The sequence below is a fragment of the Solirubrobacter pauli genome (assembly GCF_003633755.1).
In the GTDB taxonomy this organism is placed as follows: Bacteria; Actinomycetota; Thermoleophilia; order Solirubrobacterales; family Solirubrobacteraceae; genus Solirubrobacter; species Solirubrobacter pauli.
The window spans coordinates 181,700-205,279 of record NZ_RBIL01000001.1 but is presented as its reverse complement, the minus strand read 5'-3'; the positions used below and the strand labels follow the sequence as shown (position 1 = coordinate 205,279).

The following is a 23,580-nucleotide window of genomic DNA, read 5'->3' as shown; positions in this document are numbered from 1 at the left end:
CTGCTCAGCGGGGAAATTCGTGCTTGACGGGGTCGCTGGAAGTGCGCTAAGGCTGTGAAAGGTCATGCGGTCCCGCCGTGCGCACATCGTCCTTGGAGCCCTGCTCGTCGCCCTGCTGGCGGTGAGCGTGACGGCTGCGCTGTTCGCGCTGCCGGTGCTGGCGATCCTCGCGCTGCTGTCCGCCGGCCGGTACGTGGGGGAGGAGCGCATCCTCGCCCGCCGCGAGCGGCCTCGTGCCCGCCGGGCACCGGCCAGGCGCTGGCGGCCCACACGCCCCGACGGCGTCCGGTCACTGCTGGCCCGCACCCCGCGGACGTTCCGCGGGCCTCCGATCTTCGCCGCGTGATCGTCCAGCGCCGCCCGTCGGCGCGCTAGACGACCCGCGAGAGCCGTACCGCCGCCACGGGCCCTCATCCCTCTCCGGCGGTACCTGACGGGCGCGTGCTCCGCGACGGACCCCATCTCTCCCCGTCGCGGAGCACCCGCGCCCGTCGCGCCTTTCGGCATTTCATCCACTCTGTCTCGAGGAGACGACTTGAAGCATCTCGGACGGTCGAGCGCGCTCGCGCTCGGCATCGCCCTCGTCGCTGCGGCGCCCGCCGCCGCCAAGGACCAGAAGGTCGACATCCGCTTCACCGCGGTGGCGGGTGACCAGCCCGTGGCGTGTGGTACGCCGATCGAAGGGCTCGGCACCACCGCCCAACCGGCGCAGCTGCAGGACCTGCGCTTCTTCGTCTCCGAGGTCAAGCTGATCACGCGCGCCGGCAAGGCCGTGCCGGTGAAGCTGGGCGCCAACTCGACCTACCGCGTGACCCGTGGCGGGATCGGCGTGACGCTCATCGACCTCGAGAACGGCACCGGCAGCTGCGCGGTCGACGGCACGCCCGGCATGAACGCGGTGGTCCGCGGCACGGCACCCGCGGGCCGGTACGTGGGCGCGCGCTGGACGGTCGGCGTGCCGTTCGCGCTCAACCACACGGACGCCCCGGCGACGCCCGCGCCGCTCAACAGCGCCGCGATGGCGTGGTCCTGGCAGGGCGGGCGCAAGTTCACCAAGATCGAGCTCACCGACCCGGGCGGAGCGGCCGGCACGTGGAAGGCGAAGACGTTCTTCGTCCACCTCGGCAGCGCCGGTTGCACCGGTAACCCGGCGACCGGCCAGACCGTCAGCTGCACCGCCCCCAACCGTCCCGCGATCCGCCTGAAGAAGTTCAACCCGGCCAAGCAGCAGGTGGCGGTCGACGTGAAGGCGATGGTCGCCGGCAGCGACGTCACCGTCAACGGTGGCAACGCTCCGGGTTGCATGTCGGCGCCGACCGACCCGGAGTGCGCCGGCGTCTTCGCCGCCTTCGGCCTCAAGGGCACGCAGACCGTCTTCAAGGCGATCGGCCGATGAGCTCCGCGCGGCGCCGGCTGCTGGTGCTGGCGACCATCGTCCTGGCGGCGGTGGTCGTGCAGACGATGGCGTCCGCGTCGGCGCCGCGCGAGTACAAGTGGGAGCTGCCGCAGGGCTTCCCGAGGCCGAACGTGCCCAAGGGCAACCCGATGAGCGACGCGAAGGTCGCGGTCGGCCGGCGGCTCTTCTACGACGTGCGCCTGTCGGGCAACGGCACGCAGTCGTGCGGCAGCTGCCACCGGCAGGAGCTGGCGTTCACGGACGGCAAGGCGCAGGCCGTCGGCTCCACCGGCCAGGTGCACCCGCGCGGCGCGCAGTCGCTGATCAACGTCGTCTACAACTCGACGCTCACGTGGGCCAACCCGGCGCTCGTCTCGCTCGAGCGGCAGATGGAGGTGCCGCTGTTCAGCGCCGACCCGGTCGAGATGGGCGTCACCGACGCCAACCGCGACGAGGTGCTGCGCCGGATCACCAAGGACCGCTGGTACAAGGCCCGGTTCGCGAAGGCGTTCCCGGGGTCCAAGCGGCCGATCTCGTGGACGACGATCATCCGCTCGATCGCCGCCTTCCAGCGCAGCCTCGTGTCCGCCGACTCGCGCTACGACCGCTACCTGCAGGGCAAGGTCAAGCTCACCCCGGCCGAGCAGCGCGGCATGGAGCTGTTCATGGGCGAGCGCGCCGAGTGCCACCACTGCCACGGCTCGTTCATCTTCAACGACCAGGTCACCTACAAGGGGTCACCGAAGGAGAGGCCGCTGTTCCACAACACCGGCCTCTACAACCTCGGCGGCACCGGCGCGTTCCCCGAGCCCAACCGCGGCGTCTTCGAGCTCAGCTCGGACCCGAAGGACATGGGCGCGTTCAAGGCGCCGTCGCTGCGCAACGTCGCCGTGACCGCGCCCTACATGCACGACGGGTCCGTGCCGACGCTCGAGGCCGCCGTCGAGCACTACGCCGGCGGCGGGCGCGTGATCGCCGACGGCCCGAACGCCGGCGACGGGCGCGCGAACCCCTACAAGGACCCGCTCATCTCGCAGATCGAGCTCGGCCCGGGCGACAAGGCCGATCTCGTCGCGTTCCTCAAAGCGCTGACGGACAGGAAGGTCCTGACCGACAAGCGCTTCTCGGACCCGTTCGCTACGCGCGGGACCGGCGGGCGCTGAGCAGGCCGAGCGTGCCGACCACGAGCCCGAGCGCGCCGACGATCAACGCGATGATCGCGAGCGTGTCGCTCGAGCCGCCGTCATCGCCGGTGGTGGCCGAGGTGCGCTCGGCGTCGGTGGTCTCGGGCGTGGCCGTCGGTGTCGCGTGGTCGGCGCCGGCGCCGTGCTCGCCCGCGGCTTCCGTGACAGCGACGGTGGGCGCCGGCTTGTCGGCGTCCTCGGCGCCGATCCAGCGCACGACCTCGCCGTCCGTGTAGGTCTGCAGCGCCTTGAAGGTCAGCGTGTCACCCGCCTTGCCGGGGATGCGCACGGACAGCCCGAAGTCGCGGAAGGCGCCCGGCGGGATCGCGTCTTCCTCGTCGTCCGCGGTCCACGTGATCGTGTTCACGGCCTCGGTGATCTCACCGTCGTCGGTCTTGATCGGCGTCTCCAGCTGCTTCTTGACGACCTTCACGTCCCACCCGGGGACCGGCTCGAACGAGGCGGACGCGAACCCGTCCGGGAACTGCAGCTCGACCTTCTGGGTGGAGGCGTCGTCGCGCTCGTTCGGCACGCGCACGTTGAGGCGCGTGTAGCCGCCCGCGGCGGCCGTGCTCGGTTGCAGGGTCACGTGGGCCTGGGCGACGGCGGGTGCGGCGAGCGTGAAGGCCGCGGCGGCGAGGGCGATGCTTGTGCGCATGAGGAACTTCCTTCGAGTCAGGGCTTGAGCGGACGGTCGAGGCGTTACGCCACGAGCGGAGGTCCGCGCAAGCGATGGCTCGTGCGCTCGAGCTGCGACAGCCGGGTGCGCTCTCGGCCCGGCGCCCAGCGCCGGGTGGCCGGCCGCGGACGCGGCGGCGTGGGCCCGACACGCCGAGCGAGGATGGTCCGCTCGCCGGGGAAGCGCCCGAGGGCGAGCAACCCGAACAGCAGCAGGAACGGCGCCGCGTACAGCGCTACCTGGACCAACCCCATCGCGTCTGAGGGTAACTCGTCGGGCCGCCTTAACGAACTCGGCCCCGCTGGTCAGGCGGGGCCGATGGTTTCGTTTCGCGTCTTCAGGCCGGCGTCGTGGGGAGAGCGAGCGCGTTCCTGGGGAGGAGAGAGGCGGTCTCGCTGACGACTGGAGGAGGGGAGAGAGGAGGGTCCTTGGTCTTCGGTCTGGAGAGTGTCTGTTGACACTGGGAACTCTTCCACTCACGTCCCCGTCGCTCTGGGGAGGAAGCTGGCGTCTGCGGGTGTGGCTGGTCGTGCCTGCTTGGTGGTGCCAGCCACACCTTGGGGACGCCACTCGGCAGCGAGAAGCGCGTAGCCGACGGTGTCGAGCCAGTGCCCGGAGCGGTGCAGCGCGTCCTGGCGTGCGTGTGACTCTCGGCGCATGCCGACGCGCTCCATCAGGTGCCAGGACTCGTCGTTGTCGAGGAAGCACGTCGCGGTGACGCGGCGCACGCCGAGGTCTTCGAAGCAGTGACGGATCAGCTCGCGGACCGCTTCGGTGGCGTAGCCGCGGCCGGTATGCGCGGGGTCGAGGAGCCAGCCCAGCTCGGCTTGCACCGCTCGGGCCCGGTCCGCGACCTCGAGCTGCGCCCAGCCGTCCTCGCGGCGCAGCATGCAGTCGCCGATGATGGGCGCGTCCTCGCCGTGGCCGAGCATGACGATGACGGTCGACGAGAGCCGTGCGGGCTCCGAGAACCGCGCCCTGTGGCCATCCAGGTCGGCCGGGGTGCCGCTGAGCCAGCGGTTCACGGACTCCAGGCTGCGGAACGCCCAGGTCGCTTCGGCATCCGCGGCGGTGGCCGAGCGGAGGGTGAGCCGCTCGGTGCGTAGTGGACCGGCCGGTAGCGACGCCCGCACATTGCTGATCATCCCACTGGCTGCCACCGGATCGGCGCATCGGCCTGCCGTGGCCGGCGCGGGACGATGCCCACGCCTTGCGGGCCGACCGCGAACGCCGGTCCCAGGAACCATCCATGGACCCGCACCACGTCGATCGGCGCGCTGAACCCGAGCCCGTCCACGCGCGCGAGCCGGATGCGGCTGACGCCGGGGTCCCGATCCGCCCACGCGAGTCCTCCACTCGCGAGCGGGAACAGGTCCGAGTTGACCTCGAGATCGTCCGTCAGCGTCACGGGTGGCCCGAGCACACCGGCCGCGTTGCGCACGCGCGCCTCGACGCGCCGGGTGAAGTTGTTCGTCCAGCCCATGACCATCGTCCCGTCGGCGAGCACGGTCACCCAACGGCTGACCATGTCCCGGGACCGGTTGAGCCGCACGGGCCGTCCGAACCGCGTGCCGGCACCGCGGAAGGACGCCCACACCTGGAAGTCGTCGTGCTCGTCGAGCTGGCTCCACACGACGATCGCGTCCCCGCGGTCGTTGGCGGCCACGGTCGCTTCGCCGGGATCACGGTTGACTCCCACCAGCACCCGTGGCGCCGTGAACGCGCCACCCGGCGCGCGAGCGCTGATCGCGGTCTGGTTGAGGTTCGGGTGCTTCGCCGCTCTGGCCTGCCGCCAGACCAGGAACGCGCTGCCGTTCGCGGTCACCGTGAGCGACGGGTCGAACACCCGATACCCACCGAGGTTCTGCGGAGCGCCCCACACGCCCGCCGCCGACCGCGTCCGCACCCGCATCCCGCCGCGCTCGTCCCGGTCCTCCGGCGACCAGGTGACCGTCGCGTTGCCGGCGCCGTCGACGCCGGCGACCACCGCCTCGGCACCGAACTCCACCCGTTGCGGCGTCACGACCTCGTCGGGCCCCAGCACCCCGCCCGCCGGCCGATAGCGCGCGTGCAGCGCTCGGTCGCGCTCACCGATCCACGCGACGATCACATCCCCGCGCGGGCCGACGGCCACCACCGGAGCGGCGTTGGGCTCAGACACCACCTCCGGTGCCGACACCGCGCCGTCGGGAGCAACCACGCGAAGCACCGACACGTTCTGCTCGTCCTGCGCGAGGAACGCCAGGTGGCCGCCGCCCGCGGCCCATTCCGAGTCCTCGCCCTGCGCCGCCGCCACCGACGGCCACAGGACCAGCACGGCGCAGGCACAGGCGAGCAAGCGGATCATGCTCGGCCTTCTGCCCGGTTCGTCGAGTTCGAACGCGACGGGAGAGCATGCGCCGCCTCACCGTCGTCAGTTTCATGGCTGTCGAGAGCGCACCGACCTGCACGAACGGTCAGGCTTGTCGAATCGCACGTCGAGCGCGGCGACATACTGCGCGCCGTGTTCACCGTCAGACGGTTGCTGAGCGTGATGATCGTCGGTGCCTGCGCTGCCGTGATGGCTGCGGTTCCCGCGCCGGCGGCTGATCGGGACTGCCCGGATTTCCGGAATCGCGCGGCCGCGCAGACCTACTTCGATGCCGCCGGCGGTTCGCGGCTCAACAACGTCGACGGGCTCGATCGCGACCGCGATGGGTTGGCGTGCGAGGACCTGCCGTGCCCGTGCGCCGCACCGGGCCAGAACGGCGGATCCCTGGCTCCAGGTGGAATCTTCACCTTCAGAGTCGACGACCCGCTCGACTCCACGCACAGCCAACGGCGAAGCGACATCCGCAGCGTCATCGGTGTCTATGACTCCGACCTGGGCACACTCAACCTCGAGGTCACGCTCTGGCAGCCTTGGCAGCCCGGAGACCGTGTGGTCATGCGGTTGGGGTCTTGTCAACGCGGCCCCGCGGCGAGCGGCATCACGGTCGAGCTGTTTCCGCAGAGTGGGCCGCCGTTCACGAGCGATCCAGCCCACGCCGCGTTCGCGCGAGCGCAGCTGGTGCCTGACGTGTTCTCGCAGAACGGGTTGAGCACGATGTACTCGATCGATCAGGCCTCCCCTGAGCGCCAGAACGTCACCGTCCATGTCGACGCGCTCTGGCACCGATGGCTCGGGTGCCTGGATCTGACCGGCGAAGCGGTCGAGCCGACAGTGGGAATGCAGAACACACCCGCGCCCGAGGTCGACGCGGTCGCCATGAGCACGCTCGTGCTCGCGGCTTTGGACGACCGACCTCAACCGGCGCCGCCCGCGCCCACCGCGACACCGGTCCCGAGCGCAAGCGTGGCACCACAGGCGACACCCACGCCGACTCCGATCCCTCGGGAGCCTTCGCGGCTTCGCATCACCAGCGCTCAACTCTCCCGGTCGTCACGCACGGTGGCCGTGTCCGGCACCGCCGCCTCAGCCGTGACCGGAACGGTGCGTGTCCAAGTGACGATCCGCCGGCCGCGCGGCAGCGTGACGCGTTCAGCGACGGCCGTCGTGCGGCGCGGAACCTTCAAGACGCGGATGCGTCTTTCCCGCTCCGTCGCTCGGGCGGCCACCCGCGTGCAGGTCACTGCCAAGATCGCAGGAACCGCGCGATTCGAGGCGGCGATGGCCCGTCGTCAAGCAGCCATTCGTCGGTAGCAGCCGTCAACGTTCCCGACGACCCCTCACTGGCCGCAAGTGGCCCGGCACGCGGACCAGACGGGAGATGATTCAGCGTTCCTTCCGGGGACGACCTCGGGCGCAGAACGATCGGCTACGTTGACTGCCGCTGATCGTCCTTGGGAGTGCCTGAGCGTCTCCGCGTCGGTTCGAGCGCTGCCGTGATGACGCGTCGGCGAACAGCCGCTTCAGCCGCCGGCGATGAGTTTTCGGCTCCGGCCTGGTCCGTATGCATATGCCCGTACTGAGAAGAGGCTCCCGATGACGATCGTCATCACTGCGTGGGACCGGTCGCCCGACGGCGGCATGGGCCTGGCGCGCGACACCCGCGTTCGGTGGGCGCTTGAGGAGGTGGGCCGGCCCTACGAGGTTCGCTTGGTCTCCCTGCAATCCAAGCAGCAGCCCGAGCACCTGCGCCTTCATCCGTTCGGCCTGATCCCGACCTACGAGGAAGGCGAGCTTGCCCTGTTCGAGTCAGGGGCGATCGTCTTGTACATCGCCGAGCACCATGCCGGCCTGTTCTCAGACGATGCCCACGCGCGGGCGCGGGCCATCAGCTGGATGTTCGCCGCGGTCAACACCGTGGAGCCGCCGATCCTCGAACTCGTGACCGCCAAGTTCTCGGAGGGCGACAAGCCCTGGGCCGCGGAGCGCCTGCCGTTGGTCAAGGACCGTATTCGCGATCGAATGATCCAGCTCTCTGCCCGTTTGGGCGATGCCGACTGGCTCGATGACGTCTTTAGCGCCGGCGACCTGATGATGGTGTCGGTGCTGCTCCGGCTAAGACCTTCAGGCCTGCTCGACGAGTTCCCGACGCTGGCCGCCTACGTCGCCCGCGGCGAAGCGCGGCCCGCATACAAGCGAGCGTTCGCCGCCCAGCTGGCGATCAATCAGCGTCCGTAGCGGAGCGTTGGCTGCCGGCCGGCCGCCGCCGTTGCGCTCCATGCGAAGCGGCAGGGCCGGCTCCGGCGAACGAAGTGGCGCAATCGACGAAAAGCGCCGCTCTTGATCTTCCTACGCCCTCGACCATGCCGGCGGTTCATCGCGCCTACAAGCGCGCGTGGACCCGGGTGCGGCGGGCGACGACCGTTGGTGCGCGAACTTAGACGCCCTCGGATCGGAAGCGCACCTTGATCGGGTCGCCGTAGCGCTTGCCGCCGTCGTGGTAGTAGACGATCGTCGTCGGGCCACATTCACCGCGCCGGCCGCTCGGCAAATACCAGTGCCGCCAAGTCTTCTTCGCCGTGGCGTTCTTCGTCCACCAAACTTTCCCGGTACCTCGGCCGAGACGGGCCACATGTACGAGCGAGCTCATCACGGTGCCTGCGCCCGACAGCCTTATGGTTGATGACTGCTCATGGCGAGCTATGCCATGGACGTGCGAGTACCGCCCAACTATCTCGGCAGGCGACCCCGTCGAGGACGCGGGCAACCCGCCGCTACCGGCTACCGGCCGGGGATGCCGGCAGGGGTACGCCGCAATCGTCGCGGCACAAGTCCAGCGCCGCTGTCGTAGTCGACCCCTTTCGTCGGAACGCGCTATCTGGACGTGGCTGGTGCCGAGGCCGGATTCGAACCCGGCTGTGGCGGAGCCCATAGGCTGGCAGCGTGTCAGGGGACGTCGGCGACGACATCGTTGTGCCGGCCGCATCGGGGGGAACCCGCTTGCGATGGAGCGCGCTTCCGAGTTCGCTGCGCACGGCGGTCGAATCGGCCTCGGGCTCACGCGTTGTCGCGGAGCGCAGTGCGTCAGGCGGCTTCTCCCCAGGGCTGGCGTCGCGGCTGACGCTGGCGAGCGGCAGGCGGATTTTCGTGAAGGCGATGGGCGAGGCATGTCTGCCAAACGGCCCGCAGATCCTGCGCCGCGAGGCGTGCGTGCTGTCGGCTCTGGCCGGCTCGGCGCCCGTGCCGCGGCTCGAGCACATGGTCGAGAGTGACGATTGGGTCGCGCTCGTGCTCGAAGACGTTCAGGGCAGCTCTCCGCGGCAGCCGTGGGACCATGCCGAGCTGGGACAAGTGCTGTCGGCGATGGCGGCGCTCGCCGCGACCTTGACGCCGGCACCCATCGCGGCACCCGCCGCTGCCGAGCATTGGCAGGACGAGTTCACCGGCTGGCGACAGCTCGCGGCCAGCGATCGAGCAGCGGTCACTGAGCTGAGTCCGTGGGCCGGCGACCACGTCGACGAGCTGGCCCGCTGGGAGACCTCATGGACCGATGCCGCGCACGGACAGACGCTTCTACATGGCGATCTACGTGCGGACAACATGCTGTTGACCGCTGACGGCGTCGTGTTCGTCGACTGGCCCTGGGCCTGCGTTGGCGCGCCGTGGGTCGACCTCGTCCTGATGCTGCCCAGCGTCGCGATGCAGGGCGGCGGTGACCCCGAGGCGATCGTCACGTCACATCCGCTGACGCAGACAATCGAACCGGACGCGATCACGTCGGTCCTCGCGGCCGTAACGGGATTCTTCGTCTTCGGCTCGCTGCAACCTCCGCCTCCCGGCATTCCGCTCCTGCGTGGGTTCCAGCGCGCGCAGGGACTTGTCGCGCTCAACTGGCTACGCCAGCGCCTCGGCCAAGCCGACCTGGCGAGAAACTGATCGCGACCAGCGCGCAACCTCGCGGCGCCCTCTTGCGGATCGACCGTCGTTCGACGGCGAGCAGGAATCGTGCTTCGATGAACACTCACCTCCGAACCCGGAAGGAGCGAGATCATCGAGAAGCGGAACTTGTGTGGCCCGACGGGCTCGAGGTGATCATCGGGCTCGAACGACCCGCGTAGGGTCGCGCCATGAGCCTCAAGGAGACGCCGATGACTCGCCGGCTCTGGCAGGCGATCGGAGGCACGTTGTTCGAGGAGTTTGTCGCTGTCGCTCCCGGGCCGCGCACCGGCACGCGTCGCCTGGACGGTCTCGTCTTGCCAGACGAGCCAACCCGCATCGCCGGCCGAGGCGAGGTCCCCGATCTCGTCGACCGTGACGTCGTTGTCATTCAGACGAAGGCGAGCCGCCTCGGGATGAATGTCCTCGGGCAAGCGCTCTTCTCTGCTGAACTGCTGCGACCCGCCGGACCGCGGCGGATCCGCACCATCGCGCTTTGCACGGCCGACGACCAGGTCCTCCGCCCACTTGCCGAGCGCTACGGAATTGAAGTCGTCGTCGACAACGGCACTGGGCCTCGCTGGCTAACCGACCCCGCAACGTAGGCTCCGTACTCGTGTGCTGCGCGCCGCTAGCGCGACTTCTGCTTCTCGTCCAAAGCGAAAGCGGCAATCTCAAACGGGCAGCGCCTTCGCCAGTCCAGCCGCAAGCTTGACCGGCCCGGTTAGCGCGACGAGCCGGTACACGTTGGGATGACCGATGTGTGTCGCCTACCCGCGGGCCAGGCGCGCGCGACGTTCGGCGGAGACCATCGCCGCGTTGGCCATCCGCAGGATCGCCCGCAGCACGGCATGGCTCTGTACGCCGCGAGCCTGGAGTAGGCCGATGCCGCTGTCGGAGGCGGCGCGCTCGATGCACGCTTGCGGCCAAAGGCGGAGGCGGTGCGAGATCAGCGCGACGGCGGTCGCCAGGTCGTCGGCGAGCCCGACGACGCGCCAGTCCTCGATCCGCACCGGGTCGACGGCCCGCCGCACCAGTCGCTCGTCGGCCGGCGACCAGTACCACTCGACGCCCCAGTCATCGGCGCTCCCGAGCACCCCTTCGAGGTGCGACGGGCCGGGCTCAATCAGCTCAAAGACACCGTGCGAGCTGCGGGCCGGGTCGTAGCGACCGGAGAGCGGCCCGCGGTAGAGCACCGCCTTGCGCTTGTAGTCCTCGAGGGTCGCAATCAGCTCGTGCTGCAACCCCGGGAAGAGGACGTCGCCCGCGGTCTCGCGCCGACGCCGCGGCACACCGCTCGGCATCGGACCGGCCACGATGAGGTCTGAGAAGCCCGATGCGATGAACTGCTCGGCTGACAGGGCGCGGCCGGCGAACAAGGACCGGTTCGCGTTCGTTCGCACGCGTGTCTCGTTGTGCCAGCGGAGCAGCATCCCGGCATGCTCGGCGAGCGTCCCGGGCGGACGGACGCCGATCTCGTCCTCGAAGTGCTTGAGCCGCGCGGCATCGGCGCGCGACGACGTATGGTCGTCGCGCGTCCCCTCAGTTAGAGGCAGGTCGATGCTGGTCGCCGAGCGCTCGGAGCCCGTCGGCGCGAGGGCCATGAAACGGATCGCCGCGGCGGCGTTGCGGATCTGATCGGCACCAAGGCCGTTGTAGCTGCGCCGACACGGAACCCCGATCGTGGTCAGTTGCTCGTACGCGACGCCACGGTTGTCGAGGGCATGCATCAGGCGCACGGCCACGTCGGCGATCAGGATCAGGTCGTCGGCGAAGTGGTCACGGACGTGCCCGAGGCCGATGCGGGCTTCGGCGCACAGATCCTCGATAGTGAGCCCCTCGGCGCAGCGTCCGTCGTACATCATCCGGAAGGCCGTCTCGACCATCTGCTTGATCCGGTACTGGTCGCCGGTTCCGACTAGCCCGACGGCGATCTCCACCGCCGGAGCGATGATTGTCGCGGCGCTCGCCGGCGCGACAAGTGCGCGATTGAATGGTTGGAGCACCCGGCGACCCGGCTCGCGAGCGGTCGGCTGCGGTTCAGGCGTGGGGCTGGACGTCGGATCGATCGGCATCGAGGTGTCCTCCGAGGTGGTCCTTGATAGCCATGATGCCGGGTACGCAGGAAAACCTGAACCATTTGGGGATGCAACGGCGGTAGGAGCATTGGCAAGCCCGGCTAAGTGCGTCGAGCACCCCGGACCGCTCCAGCTTGTGCGGTCAACGCCCGAACCACGTGACCGGGGCCTCATCGCCAACGAACATCGCACCAAGCGACGCCACCAGAGCCTGTGGCGTCGACGGCATCCGTCCAAGAAGAGTCGGCTCGAAAGGAGATCACATGGGTAAGGACAACCACCTGTCTGTCCCGCGTTGTTGCGAGGGGGTCTGAGTGGCCCTCGTGTGGATGATCGCGCCGTCGCGCTTCGGTGACGGTACGTGCTTCGTCGCTGAGCGGCCTGACGGGATCGAGGTGCTCGCGCCGCCCGGCGTGCGAATCACCGCCGCGCGGTGGGAACTCGACGATTCGGATGCCGCACGAGGCTGGCGTCTGGCGCGCTGGACGGATCACGAGGAGCGCGACGCGTTCCTCGACGTCGATCCCCCCGACTCGATCACCGTGCTGGCGCCAGAAGAGGTCGTCGATGTCCTCGGCGCGGCGCATGCTGCCGACGTGCGCCGGGTCCTGCTCGAGCATCTCGGTGTGGCGGACGCGTTCGGGCGCGCACCGTTGGGCCAGCTGCTGCGAGACGGCCACGCCCAGGCGGCTGCATTCGCTAGCGCGAGGGCAGTGACTGCCTTCAAGGACGCCTTCCCTGATCACGACTGCCGATCCGCGCGGGCGCCGCTGCACTATCAGCCCGTGCCCGACACCGCGGAGGCACTGCTTCAGGCGATGCCTGGCCCGCGGCACCTGCCGAAGCGTCAGCGTGCGCGGACGATGATCAAGGAAGGTTTCGTCCTGGCGGCCCGCCATGCGGCAGACCACGTGCAGGCGACGGGCGTCATCGCGTGGTCCCAGCGATCGCTGCGGCTGGGAGGCGTGCGGCTGGCAACCGTGGACGCTGACGACTACGAGCGCCAGTAGGTAGGCGGGAGGCCGGCGCAGCGGATGCCGCGCCGGCCTCGTCGTCAGCTCCGTTCCCGGCGTCCGCCGCTGAGGGCGAAGCGGACGTCAGTGTGGGCGTCGCCCAAGACGCGACGATGAAACTCGTCACGTGTGAGTTGTGTGTCTGATGCGGGCGCCAACTCGGCGCACGCACTAATGACTGCGGCACCACGATCGGTGACCCGGACGGCGTCGACCGGTCCGATGAGTGTGTCCTCGCCGTCGATCTCGACAATGTCGAGAGCGGCGAGTGCCTCGAGCGTGCCTCGCCGAACGAGGACGAGCGCGATCTCCGCGTCCTGGCGCGGGATGCCCACCAGCGCGGAGAGTATCTGTCGGAGGTCCGGGTCGAGCTTGCCGGCGATCTCGACGGCGAGCATGGAAGGTTCGGATGTGGGGATGTGGGTGTGGGTCATCGGTTCTCTAACTGCTTCTACGTCCCCGAGGGGGGATGCGGAACAAGTTCCTTGAACTCGTTCAGCAGCCTGCGCACCTGAGTGTGGCTGATCCGTGCCTCGGCCGCGACCTCTCGCAGAGAAGGCACGCCGCTCTGCGCGTCGGCCAGATCGAGCCAGATTCGGACGACGTACACGATGTCTCCCCGATCGATGGCGAAGGCGGCCCGCATGGCCGCCCGGACGACTCGCGCGTCGGCGTCGCGCTCGAGCAGCGCGATCACGAGTTCCTCCGTGCTCGGCTCGCTCGCGGGGCGCAATGTCGCCGGGCTGTGCGACTCCCGGCGTCTGAGCAGGTCTACCGCCTTGCGTTGAGCGATCGCGGTCAGCAGCGCTGGGGAGCGAGCGAGCTCAATCTCGTCGTTGACCGCCATCTCGGCGAATGCGCGCAACGTTTCGGACGCGGCGTCTTCCGCCTCTGAGCGGGTCAATCGCATCCGGCCGCGAAGGCGCCGGACGACGAGTTCGTGGATCGCACCGACGCTACGGGTGTCTCCCTGCTCGCCGGCCGCAAGCGCCGTTGCGAGCGCGATCACCCGGCGGTCGTCCAAGGACACGGCAGAGTTTGAACTCTCCACTCCACCAAGCTTACGCCGTTAGGGTACGCCGCACGGTGTCCTACTTTGCAAGTATCGCGATCGCGGCGGCTCTCACGCTGTTGCTCACTACCCAGCACGTCGAGGCGATCGAAATCCGGTTCTGGTGGCGTTGGGTGCGCGGTTCGCTGATCCTGTCAGCCGTCCTGTTGCTGATCCTCGTCGTGCTTCTCGGCGCAGGTGGCACCTACTTAGTCGACCACTACATCAGGATCGAGACTGGCTGGATCGCCACGGGGTTGGTCGCCGGCGCGCTCGCCGCGGGCCTGCTGCGCATCGACACCGCCGCCTTCGACCTCGCCGGCGCGGCGCCGGCCAGATCCGGGGCTTTGCTGCTCCTGCGACGGCTCGACGAGCTCGTGCGCACGACCGAGCGCGACGCCGTCAAGCGCTATGTCGAGAAGCTCTCGGAAGCCGAGGTGCGCAAGCTCGCCATCGGGCTGTTCGAGATGTACATTCGCGGCGGGCCTGCCGAAGAGGCGAACAAGACCCTGCTCGTGCAGAACACTGACGAACTCGACGCTGGCGACGGCGATGCCGTCTTTCGTCTTATGGGCTGGTGCGTGAGCATCATCCACGAGCACCGGATTGTCGTGGCGCGCGAGCAGTGAGGGCTCGACGCCGACGGATTGCGCGCACTATCGGCGCTACTGTGCCGCGAACGCGGTGGTGGCGATCGCCTCACGTGATGGTCACCGCGCGCGATTAGCTGTGCGGCGGCGTCGCGCTCCGCCGCCTGAGCCTGGCGAGGGAAGCGCGCTGCAACTCGACGTCGTGCGCGCTCTGGCGTCTCGATCGCTTCCCATGCAAGGCAGGGCACGCCGCCCGCGGCGGAACGAGCGAACGCGCTGCTCGCGTTGGCCGGGAGCTAGGGTCCGGTGATGATCGACGACCGCCGCGACGACATGACCCTCGCCGAACTCGTAGAGGAGCTCGAGCTCGCCCACCCGGAGAAGGTTGCGAGCTTCGAGCGGCGGTTCCCGGAAGCGATGGCAGCAGTGGCCGAGGACGATCTCGACGCGTGCGATCCCGACGAGCTCGACGACCTTGCCGGCGACCTTCGCAGGCTGCTTCGCGTCTGACCTTCCCACTTAGGCAGGGCTACGGTGCCGAACGCTGCGCGCTAAGAAACCGGCATGTTGGAACGAGCGCTTGACGGTCTCGCGGACGCGATGGTCTCCGCAGACGTTCCGCCGTGGCGGCCGCCGACGTCCCTGGAGGCGTTGCAGCAACTCGAAGCCGAGATCGCCCCGATGCGGTTGCCGGACCAGGTACGGCGCCTGTGGACGCTGGTTGATGCGGCCTCGCTGCGGGTGCACACGTGGCCTCGGATCATCCCTCCGTCGGTGGCGCTGGTGAATTGGCGTCAGACGCGTGATGACTTCGAGGGAAGGGTGCCGTTGGTCCTCGTGGACGTCGGGTACGAGAACCTCCAGACGATGTCGATCGAGCTCGACGTCGACGAGCTGCCGGGCGGAGCGCTCTTCGAGTGGGACGTGTCGGGAGACGAGTTCACCCGGCGGTTCAACCAGCTCGCGGACTGGATCGACTATGTCGCCCTGTTGATCCGTCGTGGGATCTTCAACCGCGCAGATCGAGGAGATGGCCCGGTGCTCGAGGTGCCCGGCTACCCGCTTCACGAGGCCGAGATCGCGATGCGGACCGTGCCCGGAGAACACCCGGTGCACGGGCGGGCGCTCGACGTCGACACCGATTCGTCCAGCTGGCCGGTGCACTGGCAGCGCGTGAACCAACGTCTGCTCTCCGCCTGATCGACGGTTGTCCCGCCTCCCAGCGAGCTCGTCACGGCCCGCATGCGCATGGACATGAAGACTGCGACGAAGATGTCGGCCAGTCGATGCACGAGCGCCATGCGTCCCGGCACCCGAGGCACGGGCAACTCGGTGAAGACGCCGCCGGCGTCGCCCGACCATCCGAGGGTGCCGCAGGCCAGCGCCACCCCTAGGCGCTCATTTGCGGCACCCCGGGTGGGGGACAGTCAAGAGGGGCTCTCCGGGTTGTCGACGATGGCCAGCAGCGCGCGCGTGTATGGCTCGATGGCCACGTCGTCGCGGACGGCGAGCTGCTGGCTGTAGGCGGCCAGCAGCGCGACGAAGGCCTCGGCGATCTGGTCGGCGTCGGGTGCGCGGCGTTCGGGAAGGAGGGCGACCACGGCGGCGCGGAGCGCTTCGAGCTGGTGACGCACGATGTCGCCGAGGGCCGGTTCGAGGGCCGCTTCGGCCCAGATCTGGGCGGTCAGGCGCGCGTGCCCGTGTTCGCGGGCCAGGCGGCGGACGTGCTCGAGGAGGCCGGTGATCGCCTCGGCGGTGAGCGCGGTGGGGAACGCGGCGGCGCCTTGCTCGCAGACCGCGACGACGAGGTCGTCCTTGCTCTTGAAGTACCGGTAGATCGCGCCGGTCGACAAGCCCGACTCGGTGACGACGTCGGCCATCGATGTGCGGGCGAAGCCGTGACGCGAAAAGCACGCGCGCGCGGCGTCGACGATCAGCTGGCGGCGGGCGTCGAGGTGTTCCTGGGTGACCTTAGGCATAAAAGAACGAGCATTCGTTTTTGTTGCTACGGTGGATCGTAGTACCCGACTCAGCGATCCACGGGAGCTCCATTGCGATATCTGACCTTCGGGCGCAGGACCGGACTGCGTGTCTCGGAGTATGCGCTGGGGACCGCCAACTTCGGCACCCACGACGCCAGCGCCGGGCTCGAGGGATCCCGCGCGATCTTCGAGCGCTTCGTCGCCGCCGGCGGGACCACGTTCGACAGCTCGAACATCTACCAAGGGGGAGAGGCCGAGCGGGTTCTCGGCCAGCTGCTGGGTGATCGCCGCGATGAGCTCGTCGTCATCACCAAGTACAGCGGCACGCGTGAGCGCTCGCCTCGCCCGGGAACGACCGGCAACGGCCGGAAGACGATGGTCCGCTCGCTGGAAGCGAGCCTGCGCCGGCTCGGCACGGACTACGTCGACGTGTTCATGCCGCACTTCCCGGACGGCGTCACGCCGATCGAAGAGATCCTCGCCGGGTTCGACGAGCTGATCCGCTCGGGCAAGGTGCTGCACGCCGCGCTCTCCAACTTCCCCGCATGGCGGATCCCCGGCGCGGCCGTGCAGACGCAGGTGCGTGGGCTCCCGCCGCTGGCCGGTCTGCAGGCCGAGTACAGCCTCGCGGAGCGCTCCGCCGACCGTGAGCTGCTGCCGATGGCCGACGCCCACGGCCTGGGCGTGCTGCTCTACTCGCCGCTCGGCGGCGGGCTCCTCACCGGCAAGTACCGCGCGGGCGAGGTGGGCCGGCTCAGCGCGCGGGGCGCCGACGTCGAAGGCACCGAGCAGCGCGCGGCGGTGGTCGACGCGGTGCTCGACATCGCCGCCGAGCTGGGCACCACGCCCGTCCAGGTCGCTCTCGCCTGGCTGCGCCGGCGCGCATCGCTCGCGTCCACGGCGCTCATCCCGATCGTCGGCCCTCGCACGCCGGCTCACCTGGACGAGTACCTCCGGTCACTCGACCTCGAGCTCGCACCCGAGCATTACCAGCGGCTGGACGACGTCAGCGCAGTCCGGCTCGGTGTGCCGCACGACGACGTCATCGCCGCCCTTCGCCACGGCATCGACGGCGATCGCTCGCGCCTCCAAGGCCCGGCCGTGCCGGTCGCCTGACCGGCCCGGCCCGACGCGGGCGGCGCCGCAGGGGCGCCGCCCGCTTGAGCTACGGGGCTACGGGGTGGTGGTGCTGAGCGTGAACGTCAGCGTCTTGCTGTAGGAGCCCGTGCGGAGCGGGTCCTTCTCGCCGATGACCTGCTTGAAGGTGACGGGCACCTTCTCGTTGGACGTCGGGCCGGTCCACGTCTTGACGACACCCAGGCCCTGCAGCGGCTGCGCGAGCTTGAACGCGCCGTTGACGAGGAAGCCGGTGTTCGTCGTGGACGGGTCGGTCACCGACAGCGTCGCGTCGCCCGCGGTGGAGATGACCGTCGCGTCGGTGGTCGCCGTGTACTCGGCGGGCACGCCCGGCTTGAACGTGCCGAACGAGGCCGGCGAGCCCAGCGTGAGGGACAGCGTCGCCGGGACCGAGCCGCCGACGGTGCCGCCGGTGGACGTCGACGCGGCCGTGTTCTTGGCCGCGGCCGCGAACAGGATCGCGCGGCCGAACGTCGCGTTCAGGCCCTTGGCGTGCAGGCGGGTGACGACGCTCGTGCCGATCAGGACGACGCCGTTGCCGGCGGCGCTCTCGGCACGGACGACCGTGGCCTTGCCGGCGGCCGCCGGACGGCCCTGGGTGCCGGTCTTCGGCCACCAGCCGGCGAGCAGCGGCTCAGTCGCGAACGACTGCTCGACGACGGCGTTCGGGCCGAGGTTCGTGTACCACGCGGGCTGGAAGATCCACGCGTGCGGCTGGGCGTTGTTGACGATCGGACCGCCGTGGTTGACGACGTTCGCCACACCGGAGGTGAGGCTGTTGCCGGCGGTGCCGGTGGCCGTCAGCAGGCCGGCGTTGGTGGTGTGCGCCGAGCCGGCGGTGCCGAGGCCGACGATGCCGCCGCCACGCGCGAGGAACGCGTCATAGACGGCCTTGTTCGCGGCGTTGAGCGTGGCCGGGTTCAGCGTGCCGCCGACGACGAGCACGTCGACGTCCGCGGTGAGCGCGGTGGTGAGCGTCGTGGCCGTGACGGCCTTGGCCTCGAAGCCGATGGCCTTGAGGACGTCGCGCACCTCGGAGCCGCCGACGTAGGCCACGACCACCTTGTCGGCGATCGTCGAGCCGCTCCACGACGCCGGGGCGGTGGTGAGCGTGAGGCCGCGCGTCTGCGCCTCGGTGAGCGCGGCGGCGCGAGCGCTCGCCGGGATCAGCACGGAGCCATCGGCGAGGCGCGTGAGCTTGATGCCCTGGCCGAGCAGCGCGTTGATCGCGAGCACGTCCTCCGCGTCACGCGGATCGAGGACGAGGTCGGTGTTGCCGGTCGGGACGACCGACGTGACGGCGCCCGCGAAGACGCGCTCGGTGGCGACGCCCGGGAACTCGCTCTGGAGCGTGTCGACGGTCGCGCCCCACGTCAGGCCGTGGCTCCAGCCGGCCGGGCCGGCGTAGAGGTCGTCGACGCGGTCCGTGATGTCCAGGCCCGGCTCGAGCAGCGTGTTGACGAGGCCGCGCAGCGGCTGGTGCATGTCGATCACGTACGAACCGGCGGCGTAGCTCTTGCCGCCCGCGGTGAACGCCGCCTTGGCCTGGGTGACGCGGCCGTTGCTCTCGACGATCAGGTCCACGAGGCGCTTGGCGGCCGCGGCGGAGCGCTGGCCGGCGCCCGCCGGGATCACGTACGCACGCGGGAACTGCGTCTTGTAGTTGTCCTCCGGACCCCAGCCCGGGACGAAGCTGTCCGGGATGTCACGCGTCGGCTCGCCCGCCCAGCCGCGACGGAACAGCTCGGCCTGGTCGAAGATCAGCTGGTCGCGGTTGGTCTGCATGTACGCGAGCGCCTTGTTGATGGCGACCTCGTGCACGTCGGTGTTGATCCCCGAGCGGCGCTTGCGCTCCTCGAGGCTGAGGTTCGTGCCGCGCGGGTTCAGCGGCGCCTCGATCGTGTACGGGATCGTGCCCTGGTAGAGCGCGAACGACGGGACGTAGATCGGCGGGTAGTCGTCCCACACGCCCACCTCGTCGTCACGGAACGGGATCCGCGCGCTCTGCGTCTCGGGGTAGCCGAGGTCCTTGAGGCCCTGCTCCATCTGGATCGCGGCCGGCAGGCCGTGCTTGATGTAGAGGTCGTAGTCGTTGTTCGGGTTGTGCGGCGGCGTGCTCGGCCACAGCAGCGTCGGCGTGACGTAGCCGTGCAGGTCGAGCAGGAACAGCGACTGCGTCTGCACCGTCAGGTCGCGGATCAGGCGCGACTCGGGCTGCGAGACGATCGTCAGGTCGCGGTTGAGGTCGTAGCCGGCCTCGTTCGGGCGCGTGCCGAGCACGCGGCCGTCCGGGTTGGACGTGACGTTGAAGGTGATGCGGTTGCGCTTGAGCAGCGTCTCGACGGCGGAATCGGTGCTCTTGGCCCACTTGTCGATCACGCGGAGGATGGCGTCGGTGCCCTCCCACTCGTTGCCGTGGATGTTGCCGTTGACGAACAGCGGGGTCTTGTAGCCCGCGAGCAGCGCCGCGTCGGTGCGGGCGGCGACCGGATCGTCCTCGATCTTGTCCTTCCAGGCCTCCTGCTGCGCGGCCTCGGCGTCGGTCTCCGGCCACGTGACCGTCGCGACGTACAGGTCACGACCACCGGAGGACTTGCCCGCTACTCGGACCGAGACCCGGTTGCTCTGCGCCTGAAGAGCGTTGAGCTTGGGCGCGATCTCGTCGTAGGGGGTGACGCCGATCGGGATCGACGCGTCGTTCGGGTTGTCCGGCCAGACCGGCAGCACGTTCTGCTGCGGCCAGCCCTTGACGTCCGCGGCGGCCTGCGCGGCCGTCGCCGCGGTGGACGCGACCGACGGGCCGGCGGTCGAGCCGGCCGATGCGGCGACCGGCGTCGCGAGCAGCGCCAGGGCGGCGACCGAGGCCGCGGCCTTCAGCCGCGAGGACATGACTTGGGGCACTGAGAGAGGGACCTCCACTGGATGGACCGGAGAAAGGGCGAGTGCTCCTCGCCCTCTAACGCACCTCTCATCCTTAGCCGTGGCTCAGCCTAAAGTCAAGTAAGCCGACCGCCTTTCAGGCCTATCGGGTGGCGGCCCTCCGGCCGCAGCAGCATGACAAGGACGAGCAGCAGTCCGTAGATCCCGGGCGCGACCCCGCTCAGGTCGACGGGGAAGCGGGGCAGGACATAGTGGTTGAGCAGTGTCAGCGCGACCGCGGCGGCCACCACGCCCGGGATCGATCCCGGCCCGCCGAGCACGACCATCGCGATGATGAAGATCGAGAACGAGAACGTGAACTGGCCGGGGTTCACGAAGCTCAGGTAGGACGCGAGGAACGCGCCGGCGATGCCGCCGAGCGCCGCGCCGACCCCATAGGCGAGCAGCTTCGTGCGCGCGATCGGGACGCCCGCCGCGGCGGCCGCCTGCTCGTCGTCGCGGAGCGCGCGCCAGGCGCGGCCGGTCCGCGAGTCGCGCAGGCGCACGTTCGCGACGATCGTGAGCGCGAGCAGCGCCAGCGCGAACCAGTACCACGGCCGCAGGTCCAGCCGGCCGAACGGCGCCAGGAACGGCAGGTCGATCCGGTCGATCCCGGAGATCCCGTTCGGCCCGCCCGTGAGCGACCCGCCGAGGAAGCGGATCTCGCGCCCGTTGGACACCACCTGCCCGATGATCTCGCCGAACGCGAGCGTGACCATGCCGACGTAGTCGCCGCGCAGGCGCAGCGTCGGCACGCCGATCGCCGCGCCCGCGATCGCCGTCGCCGCGACCGCCGCCACGAGAACCAGCAGGAAGTCCAAGTGGATGCCCGGCGCCCAGAACGTCGAGGACAGGTGGGCGGCCATGTGCGCGCCGATCGCGAAGAACGCCACGTACCCCAGGTCCAGCAGCCCCGCGAACCCGACGACCACGTTGAGCCCGAGCGCCATCACCGAGTACGCCGCGGCGAGGATCATGAAGTGCAGGGCCTCGCCGCCCTGCGCGAGGGCCAGCGGAAGCAGGGCCGCGACGACGAGCGCTGCCGCCGCCCGTCTCACGGGCGCTGTCGCCGGTAGTAGGCGCGGTTCTTCGTCCGGTTCCCGCAGATCGACATCGAGCACCAGGTGGCCGAGCGGTTCTTCGACCGGTCGTAGAACGCGTACTCGCACTTCCGGCAGGCCTTCATCCGGGCCCAGTCGCCGCTGAGCTGCGCCTCGTGGAGGACGCCGAGGACGGTGGCGATGACGCCGTCGACGCCGTCTTCCGCCGGTTCGAGGCGCGTGTGGCCGTCCGCGGCGACGACGACGATCATGCCGGCCGGCGGGAACGTGGCGGCCCGGCCGACGATCAGCGCGCGCAGGTCCTCCCGGAACGCACGCAGCCGCCGCGCGTCCTCGTCGGTGTCGATGCCGCCGAACCCGGCCTTCGCGAGCCACGCGTTGGCCGTCCGCGCGTCCCCGAGTCGATCCCACTCGGGCGGGAAGTCGTGGTTGTGCGTGTTGACGAACCGCTGCAGCAGCGCCAATCGCCCGGGCGCCTTCGGCCGGTCGCCGGGCTCGAGCTCCTCGCCGATGCGGCGCTTGTCCTCCTGACGCATCTGACCAGCGTAATGGGTTTGCTGGTCACGTGCGGAAAACGGGTACTGGAGCTTCGTCCGACTCTCAGGGGGAGTTCATGCGAAGCAAGGTCCTGGCCGCGCTGGGCGCGGCCGTCGTCTTCACACTCGCCGCTCCGGCGGCGGCGACCGCCACGGGAGGTGGCGGCCATGGCGGTGACCGGCAGCTGCGCGAGTACGCGCAGCGCACCTGGTCCTCGTTCGTGGCGATGACCGACGAGCGCTCCGGGCTGCCGGCCGACATCCTCGAGGCCGACGGCACACGCAGCGTCCAGACGTCGACGACCAACGTCGGCGCGTACATGTGGAGCGCGGTCGTCGCGGAGCGGTTGGGCTTCATCCACAAGCGTGAGCTCGAACGCCGGCTCGAGCGCACGCTCACCACGCTCGAACGCCTCGAACGCCCGCAGAACACGGGCGGCCAGTTCTACAACTGGTACGACCACCGCACGGGCCAGAAGCTCACGGTGTGGCCGCCGAGCGGCGCGCCGCTGACGCCGATCCTGTCGTCGGTGGACAACGGCTGGCTCGCGGTCGGCCTGCGGATCGTCGAGAACAGCGTCCCGAAGCTCTCGCGCCGCGCCGGCGCGCTCTACGCGTCGATGGACTTCGGCTTCTATTACCGGCCGGAGGCCAACCGGATCCTGTTCCACTACGTGCCGGACACCGGCGAAGCCCCCTGTTGCTACGACACCGTCGTCAGCGAGAGCCGGATCGCCGACTACATCGGCATCGCCCGCGGCCAGATCCCCGAGAAGGCCTACTACGGCCGCTGGCGCACGTTCCCGGACACGTGCGACTACAGCTGGCAGGAGACGCGGCCGGTCGGCCAGACCCGCACGTACTTCGGCGTGAACGTGTTCGAGGGCGCGTACCCGTACGCCGGGATGCTCGTGACGCCGTCGTGGAGCGGGTCGATGTTCGAGGCGCTGATGCCCGACCTGTTCGTGCCCGAGGACCAGTGGGCGCCGCGCTCGTGGGGCGTCAACCACCCCAACACGGTCCGCGCGCAGATCCACCACGGCCTCAAGGAGGCCGGCTACGGCGTGTGGGGCTTCTCCCCGTCCAACGTGCCCGAGGGCGGCTACGCGGTCTACGGCGTGGACGGCATCGGCCTCGACCCGGCCGGCGCGCCCTCGAACAAGGACAACACGCTGATCGACAACGGCTTCAGCGGCTGCGACGGCCGCCCGGCCGTGCCGAACCCGCCGCCGTCGGCGTACACCAACGGCGTCGTGACGCCGCACGCCGCCTTCCTCGGCCTGCGCTACGCGCCGCGCGAGACGCTGCAGAACCTGACCCGGCTGCAGCGCGACTTCCCGGGCCTGTACACGAAGTGGGGCTTCCGCGACAGCGTCAACGTGCAGACCAAGGCCGTGTCGGGCTCGTACCTGTCGCTCGACCAGGGGATGATCATGGCGTCGCTCGGCAACGCGCTCGACCGTGACGTGCTGCGCCGCGCGTTCGGCGACCGGGTGCTCGAACGGCGCCTGCGTCCGGTGATCGGGATCGAGCAGTTCGGCGCGCGTTCGTCCGGCGGCTGACGAACGACGGGCGGGGTGTGAGGTTTGCGGGCGCGGCGTCAGCTGCGCCCGTTTGCCTCCCCAGTGGACGAGGAACCCAGACCGTGAA

25 protein-coding genes are annotated in these 23,580 nt (G+C 69.9%); 13 read left to right on the top strand and 12 right to left on the bottom strand.

The window, feature by feature from the left end:
* The first annotated feature begins 64 nt into the window (after nt 1–64).
* The 3 genes from C8N24_RS00985 (at nt 65) to C8N24_RS00975 (ending at nt 2,559) form a co-directional block, all read left to right on the top strand.
* Nucleotides 65–346, top strand: coding sequence for a hypothetical protein (locus C8N24_RS00985; RefSeq protein ID WP_121246927.1), 282 nt, complete (start codon nt 65–67; stop codon nt 344–346).
* 189 nt (nt 347–535) lie between these two features.
* Complete coding sequence (locus tag C8N24_RS00980) at nt 536–1,396, top strand: MbnP family copper-binding protein (protein ID WP_170178759.1); 861 nt, start codon at nt 536–538, stop codon at nt 1,394–1,396.
* A complete protein-coding gene (locus C8N24_RS00975) occupies nt 1,393–2,559 on the top strand; it encodes a methanobactin export MATE transporter MbnM (RefSeq protein WP_121246921.1) in 1,167 nt (388 codons plus the stop codon). The genes C8N24_RS00980 and C8N24_RS00975 overlap by 4 nt, the downstream gene beginning before the upstream one ends.
* On the opposite strand, the gene C8N24_RS00970 is transcribed toward C8N24_RS00975, so the two are convergent.
* The 4 genes from C8N24_RS00970 to C8N24_RS33555 all read right to left on the bottom strand — a co-directional run bounded on the left by C8N24_RS00970 (nt 2,534) and on the right by C8N24_RS33555 (nt 5,606).
* Nucleotides 2,534–3,238 (bottom strand): YcnI family protein, encoded by a 705-nt coding sequence (locus C8N24_RS00970; RefSeq protein WP_121246919.1) that lies wholly within the window; start codon nt 3,236–3,238, stop codon nt 2,534–2,536. The two genes, C8N24_RS00975 and C8N24_RS00970, sit on opposite strands and share 26 nt — an antisense overlap.
* A gap of 44 nt (nt 3,239–3,282) precedes the next feature.
* Nucleotides 3,283–3,513 (bottom strand): hypothetical protein, encoded by a 231-nt coding sequence (locus C8N24_RS00965; RefSeq protein WP_121246915.1) that lies wholly within the window; start codon nt 3,511–3,513, stop codon nt 3,283–3,285.
* Between the two features lie 222 nt (nt 3,514–3,735).
* A complete protein-coding gene (locus C8N24_RS00960; protein WP_121246912.1) occupies nt 3,736–4,404 on the bottom strand; it encodes a GNAT family N-acetyltransferase in 669 nt (222 codons plus the stop codon).
* On the bottom strand, nt 4,401–5,606 hold the full coding sequence (locus C8N24_RS33555) for a hypothetical protein (protein WP_170178758.1): 1,206 nt from the start codon (nt 5,604–5,606) through the stop codon (nt 4,401–4,403). Before C8N24_RS33555 ends, C8N24_RS00960 begins: the two co-directional genes overlap by 4 nt.
* A 156-nt stretch (nt 5,607–5,762) precedes the next feature.
* On the opposite strand from C8N24_RS33555, the gene C8N24_RS33550 reads away from it, so the two are divergent.
* The gene (locus C8N24_RS33550; protein ID WP_170178757.1) at nt 5,763–6,941 is read left to right on the top strand and encodes an excalibur calcium-binding domain-containing protein; all 1,179 of its coding nucleotides are present in this window, start codon (nt 5,763–5,765) and stop codon (nt 6,939–6,941) included.
* 282 nt (nt 6,942–7,223) lie between these two features.
* Nucleotides 7,224–7,865, top strand: coding sequence for a glutathione S-transferase family protein (locus C8N24_RS00950; protein WP_121246909.1), 642 nt, complete (start codon nt 7,224–7,226; stop codon nt 7,863–7,865).
* Nucleotides 7,866–8,064: 199 nt separating this feature from the next.
* Here the strand turns inward: C8N24_RS00950 and C8N24_RS33200 are convergent, their stop codons facing one another.
* Entirely contained in the window at nt 8,065–8,277 is a 213-nt protein-coding gene (locus C8N24_RS33200; RefSeq protein WP_147447533.1) for a hypothetical protein, read from the bottom strand.
* A 293-nt stretch (nt 8,278–8,570) separates the two neighbouring features.
* Between C8N24_RS33200 and C8N24_RS00945 the strand changes: the two genes are divergently transcribed.
* Together C8N24_RS00945 and C8N24_RS00940 are read left to right on the top strand one after the other, a co-directional pair.
* Nucleotides 8,571–9,563: a phosphotransferase family protein gene (locus C8N24_RS00945; protein WP_211339798.1), complete on the top strand. Its 993-nt coding sequence runs from the start codon at nt 8,571–8,573 to the stop codon at nt 9,561–9,563.
* Between the two features lie 191 nt (nt 9,564–9,754).
* Nucleotides 9,755–10,168, top strand: coding sequence for a hypothetical protein (locus C8N24_RS00940; RefSeq protein ID WP_121246906.1), 414 nt, complete (start codon nt 9,755–9,757; stop codon nt 10,166–10,168).
* Nucleotides 10,169–10,333: 165 nt separating this feature from the next.
* Here C8N24_RS00940 and C8N24_RS00935 read toward each other — a convergent pair whose 3' ends face one another.
* A complete protein-coding gene (locus tag C8N24_RS00935; protein ID WP_147447532.1) occupies nt 10,334–11,638 on the bottom strand; it encodes a hypothetical protein in 1,305 nt (434 codons plus the stop codon).
* Between the two features lie 317 nt (nt 11,639–11,955).
* Here C8N24_RS00935 and C8N24_RS00930 point away from each other — a divergent pair, with 317 nt between their 5' ends.
* Complete coding sequence (locus C8N24_RS00930; protein ID WP_121246902.1) at nt 11,956–12,651, top strand: hypothetical protein; 696 nt, start codon at nt 11,956–11,958, stop codon at nt 12,649–12,651.
* 44 nt (nt 12,652–12,695) lie between these two features.
* Here the strand turns inward: C8N24_RS00930 and C8N24_RS00925 are convergent, their stop codons facing one another.
* Nucleotides 12,696–13,052 carry a hypothetical protein gene (locus tag C8N24_RS00925; RefSeq protein ID WP_121246900.1) on the bottom strand — a complete coding sequence of 119 codons (357 nt, stop codon included), beginning with the start codon at nt 13,050–13,052 and terminating at the stop codon, nt 12,696–12,698.
* A 53-nt stretch (nt 13,053–13,105) separates the two neighbouring features.
* Nucleotides 13,106–13,678 (bottom strand): hypothetical protein, encoded by a 573-nt coding sequence (locus C8N24_RS00920; RefSeq protein WP_147447531.1) that lies wholly within the window; start codon nt 13,676–13,678, stop codon nt 13,106–13,108.
* Nucleotides 13,679–13,740: 62 nt separating this feature from the next.
* On the opposite strand from C8N24_RS00920, the gene C8N24_RS00915 reads away from it, so the two are divergent.
* From C8N24_RS00915 to C8N24_RS33195, 3 genes are all read left to right on the top strand, one after another.
* Entirely contained in the window at nt 13,741–14,334 is a 594-nt protein-coding gene (locus C8N24_RS00915; RefSeq protein ID WP_121246896.1) for a hypothetical protein, read from the top strand.
* Between the two features lie 270 nt (nt 14,335–14,604).
* Nucleotides 14,605–14,805, top strand: coding sequence for a hypothetical protein (locus C8N24_RS00910; protein ID WP_121246894.1), 201 nt, complete (start codon nt 14,605–14,607; stop codon nt 14,803–14,805).
* 312 nt (nt 14,806–15,117) lie between these two features.
* Nucleotides 15,118–15,495, top strand: coding sequence for a hypothetical protein (locus C8N24_RS33195; RefSeq protein ID WP_147447530.1), 378 nt, complete (start codon nt 15,118–15,120; stop codon nt 15,493–15,495).
* 227 nt (nt 15,496–15,722) lie between these two features.
* On the opposite strand, the gene C8N24_RS00900 is transcribed toward C8N24_RS33195, so the two are convergent.
* Nucleotides 15,723–16,274, bottom strand: a complete 552-nt coding sequence (locus tag C8N24_RS00900; RefSeq protein ID WP_121246890.1) for a TetR/AcrR family transcriptional regulator — start codon at nt 16,272–16,274, stop codon at nt 15,723–15,725.
* A 72-nt stretch (nt 16,275–16,346) separates the two neighbouring features.
* Here C8N24_RS00900 and C8N24_RS00895 point away from each other — a divergent pair, with 72 nt between their 5' ends.
* Nucleotides 16,347–17,393 (top strand): aldo/keto reductase, encoded by a 1,047-nt coding sequence (locus tag C8N24_RS00895; protein WP_121246888.1) that lies wholly within the window; start codon nt 16,347–16,349, stop codon nt 17,391–17,393.
* Between the two features lie 57 nt (nt 17,394–17,450).
* Here C8N24_RS00895 and C8N24_RS00890 read toward each other — a convergent pair whose 3' ends face one another.
* The 3 genes from C8N24_RS00890 to C8N24_RS00880 all read right to left on the bottom strand — a co-directional run bounded on the left by C8N24_RS00890 (nt 17,451) and on the right by C8N24_RS00880 (nt 21,930).
* Nucleotides 17,451–20,303: a M14 family zinc carboxypeptidase gene (locus tag C8N24_RS00890; RefSeq protein WP_121246886.1), complete on the bottom strand. Its 2,853-nt coding sequence runs from the start codon at nt 20,301–20,303 to the stop codon at nt 17,451–17,453.
* A gap of 107 nt (nt 20,304–20,410) precedes the next feature.
* Nucleotides 20,411–21,391 carry a branched-chain amino acid ABC transporter permease gene (locus C8N24_RS00885; RefSeq protein ID WP_121246884.1) on the bottom strand — a complete coding sequence of 327 codons (981 nt, stop codon included), beginning with the start codon at nt 21,389–21,391 and terminating at the stop codon, nt 20,411–20,413.
* Nucleotides 21,388–21,930, bottom strand: coding sequence for a CGNR zinc finger domain-containing protein (locus C8N24_RS00880; RefSeq protein WP_121246882.1), 543 nt, complete (start codon nt 21,928–21,930; stop codon nt 21,388–21,390). Before C8N24_RS00880 ends, C8N24_RS00885 begins: the two co-directional genes overlap by 4 nt.
* Nucleotides 21,931–22,007: 77 nt before the next feature.
* Between C8N24_RS00880 and C8N24_RS00875 the strand changes: the two genes are divergently transcribed.
* Complete coding sequence (locus C8N24_RS00875; RefSeq protein WP_121246880.1) at nt 22,008–23,492, top strand: glucoamylase family protein; 1,485 nt, start codon at nt 22,008–22,010, stop codon at nt 23,490–23,492.
* The last annotated feature ends 88 nt before the right edge of the window (nt 23,493–23,580 follow it).

What these genes read in the sequence shown, in the direction of transcription:
- C8N24_RS00925 (WP_121246900.1), bottom strand. Translation starts at nt 13,052, where the DNA reads ATGCTCGCCGTCGAGATCGCCGGCAAGCTCGACCCGGACCTCCGACAG.
- C8N24_RS00890 (WP_121246886.1), bottom strand. Translation starts at nt 20,303, where the DNA reads ATGTCCTCGCGGCTGAAGGCCGCGGCCTCGGTCGCCGCCCTGGCGCTG.
- C8N24_RS33555 (WP_170178758.1), bottom strand. Translation starts at nt 5,606, where the DNA reads ATGATCCGCTTGCTCGCCTGTGCCTGCGCCGTGCTGGTCCTGTGGCCG.
- C8N24_RS00910 (WP_121246894.1), top strand. Translation starts at nt 14,605, where the DNA reads ATGATCGACGACCGCCGCGACGACATGACCCTCGCCGAACTCGTAGAG.
- C8N24_RS00985 (WP_121246927.1), top strand. Translation starts at nt 65, where the DNA reads ATGCGGTCCCGCCGTGCGCACATCGTCCTTGGAGCCCTGCTCGTCGCC.
- C8N24_RS00900 (WP_121246890.1), bottom strand. Translation starts at nt 16,274, where the DNA reads ATGCCTAAGGTCACCCAGGAACACCTCGACGCCCGCCGCCAGCTGATC.
- C8N24_RS00935 (WP_147447532.1), bottom strand. Translation starts at nt 11,638, where the DNA reads ATGCCGATCGATCCGACGTCCAGCCCCACGCCTGAACCGCAGCCGACC.
- C8N24_RS00965 (WP_121246915.1), bottom strand. Translation starts at nt 3,513, where the DNA reads ATGGGGTTGGTCCAGGTAGCGCTGTACGCGGCGCCGTTCCTGCTGCTG.
- C8N24_RS00950 (WP_121246909.1), top strand. Translation starts at nt 7,224, where the DNA reads ATGACGATCGTCATCACTGCGTGGGACCGGTCGCCCGACGGCGGCATG.
- C8N24_RS00960 (WP_121246912.1), bottom strand. Translation starts at nt 4,404, where the DNA reads ATGATCAGCAATGTGCGGGCGTCGCTACCGGCCGGTCCACTACGCACC.
- C8N24_RS00970 (WP_121246919.1), bottom strand. Translation starts at nt 3,238, where the DNA reads ATGCGCACAAGCATCGCCCTCGCCGCCGCGGCCTTCACGCTCGCCGCA.
- C8N24_RS00940 (WP_121246906.1), top strand. Translation starts at nt 9,755, where the DNA reads ATGAGCCTCAAGGAGACGCCGATGACTCGCCGGCTCTGGCAGGCGATC.
- C8N24_RS00880 (WP_121246882.1), bottom strand. Translation starts at nt 21,930, where the DNA reads ATGCGTCAGGAGGACAAGCGCCGCATCGGCGAGGAGCTCGAGCCCGGC.
- C8N24_RS00975 (WP_121246921.1), top strand. Translation starts at nt 1,393, where the DNA reads ATGAGCTCCGCGCGGCGCCGGCTGCTGGTGCTGGCGACCATCGTCCTG.
- C8N24_RS33200 (WP_147447533.1), bottom strand. Translation starts at nt 8,277, where the DNA reads ATGAGCTCGCTCGTACATGTGGCCCGTCTCGGCCGAGGTACCGGGAAA.
- C8N24_RS00875 (WP_121246880.1), top strand. Translation starts at nt 22,008, where the DNA reads ATGCGAAGCAAGGTCCTGGCCGCGCTGGGCGCGGCCGTCGTCTTCACA.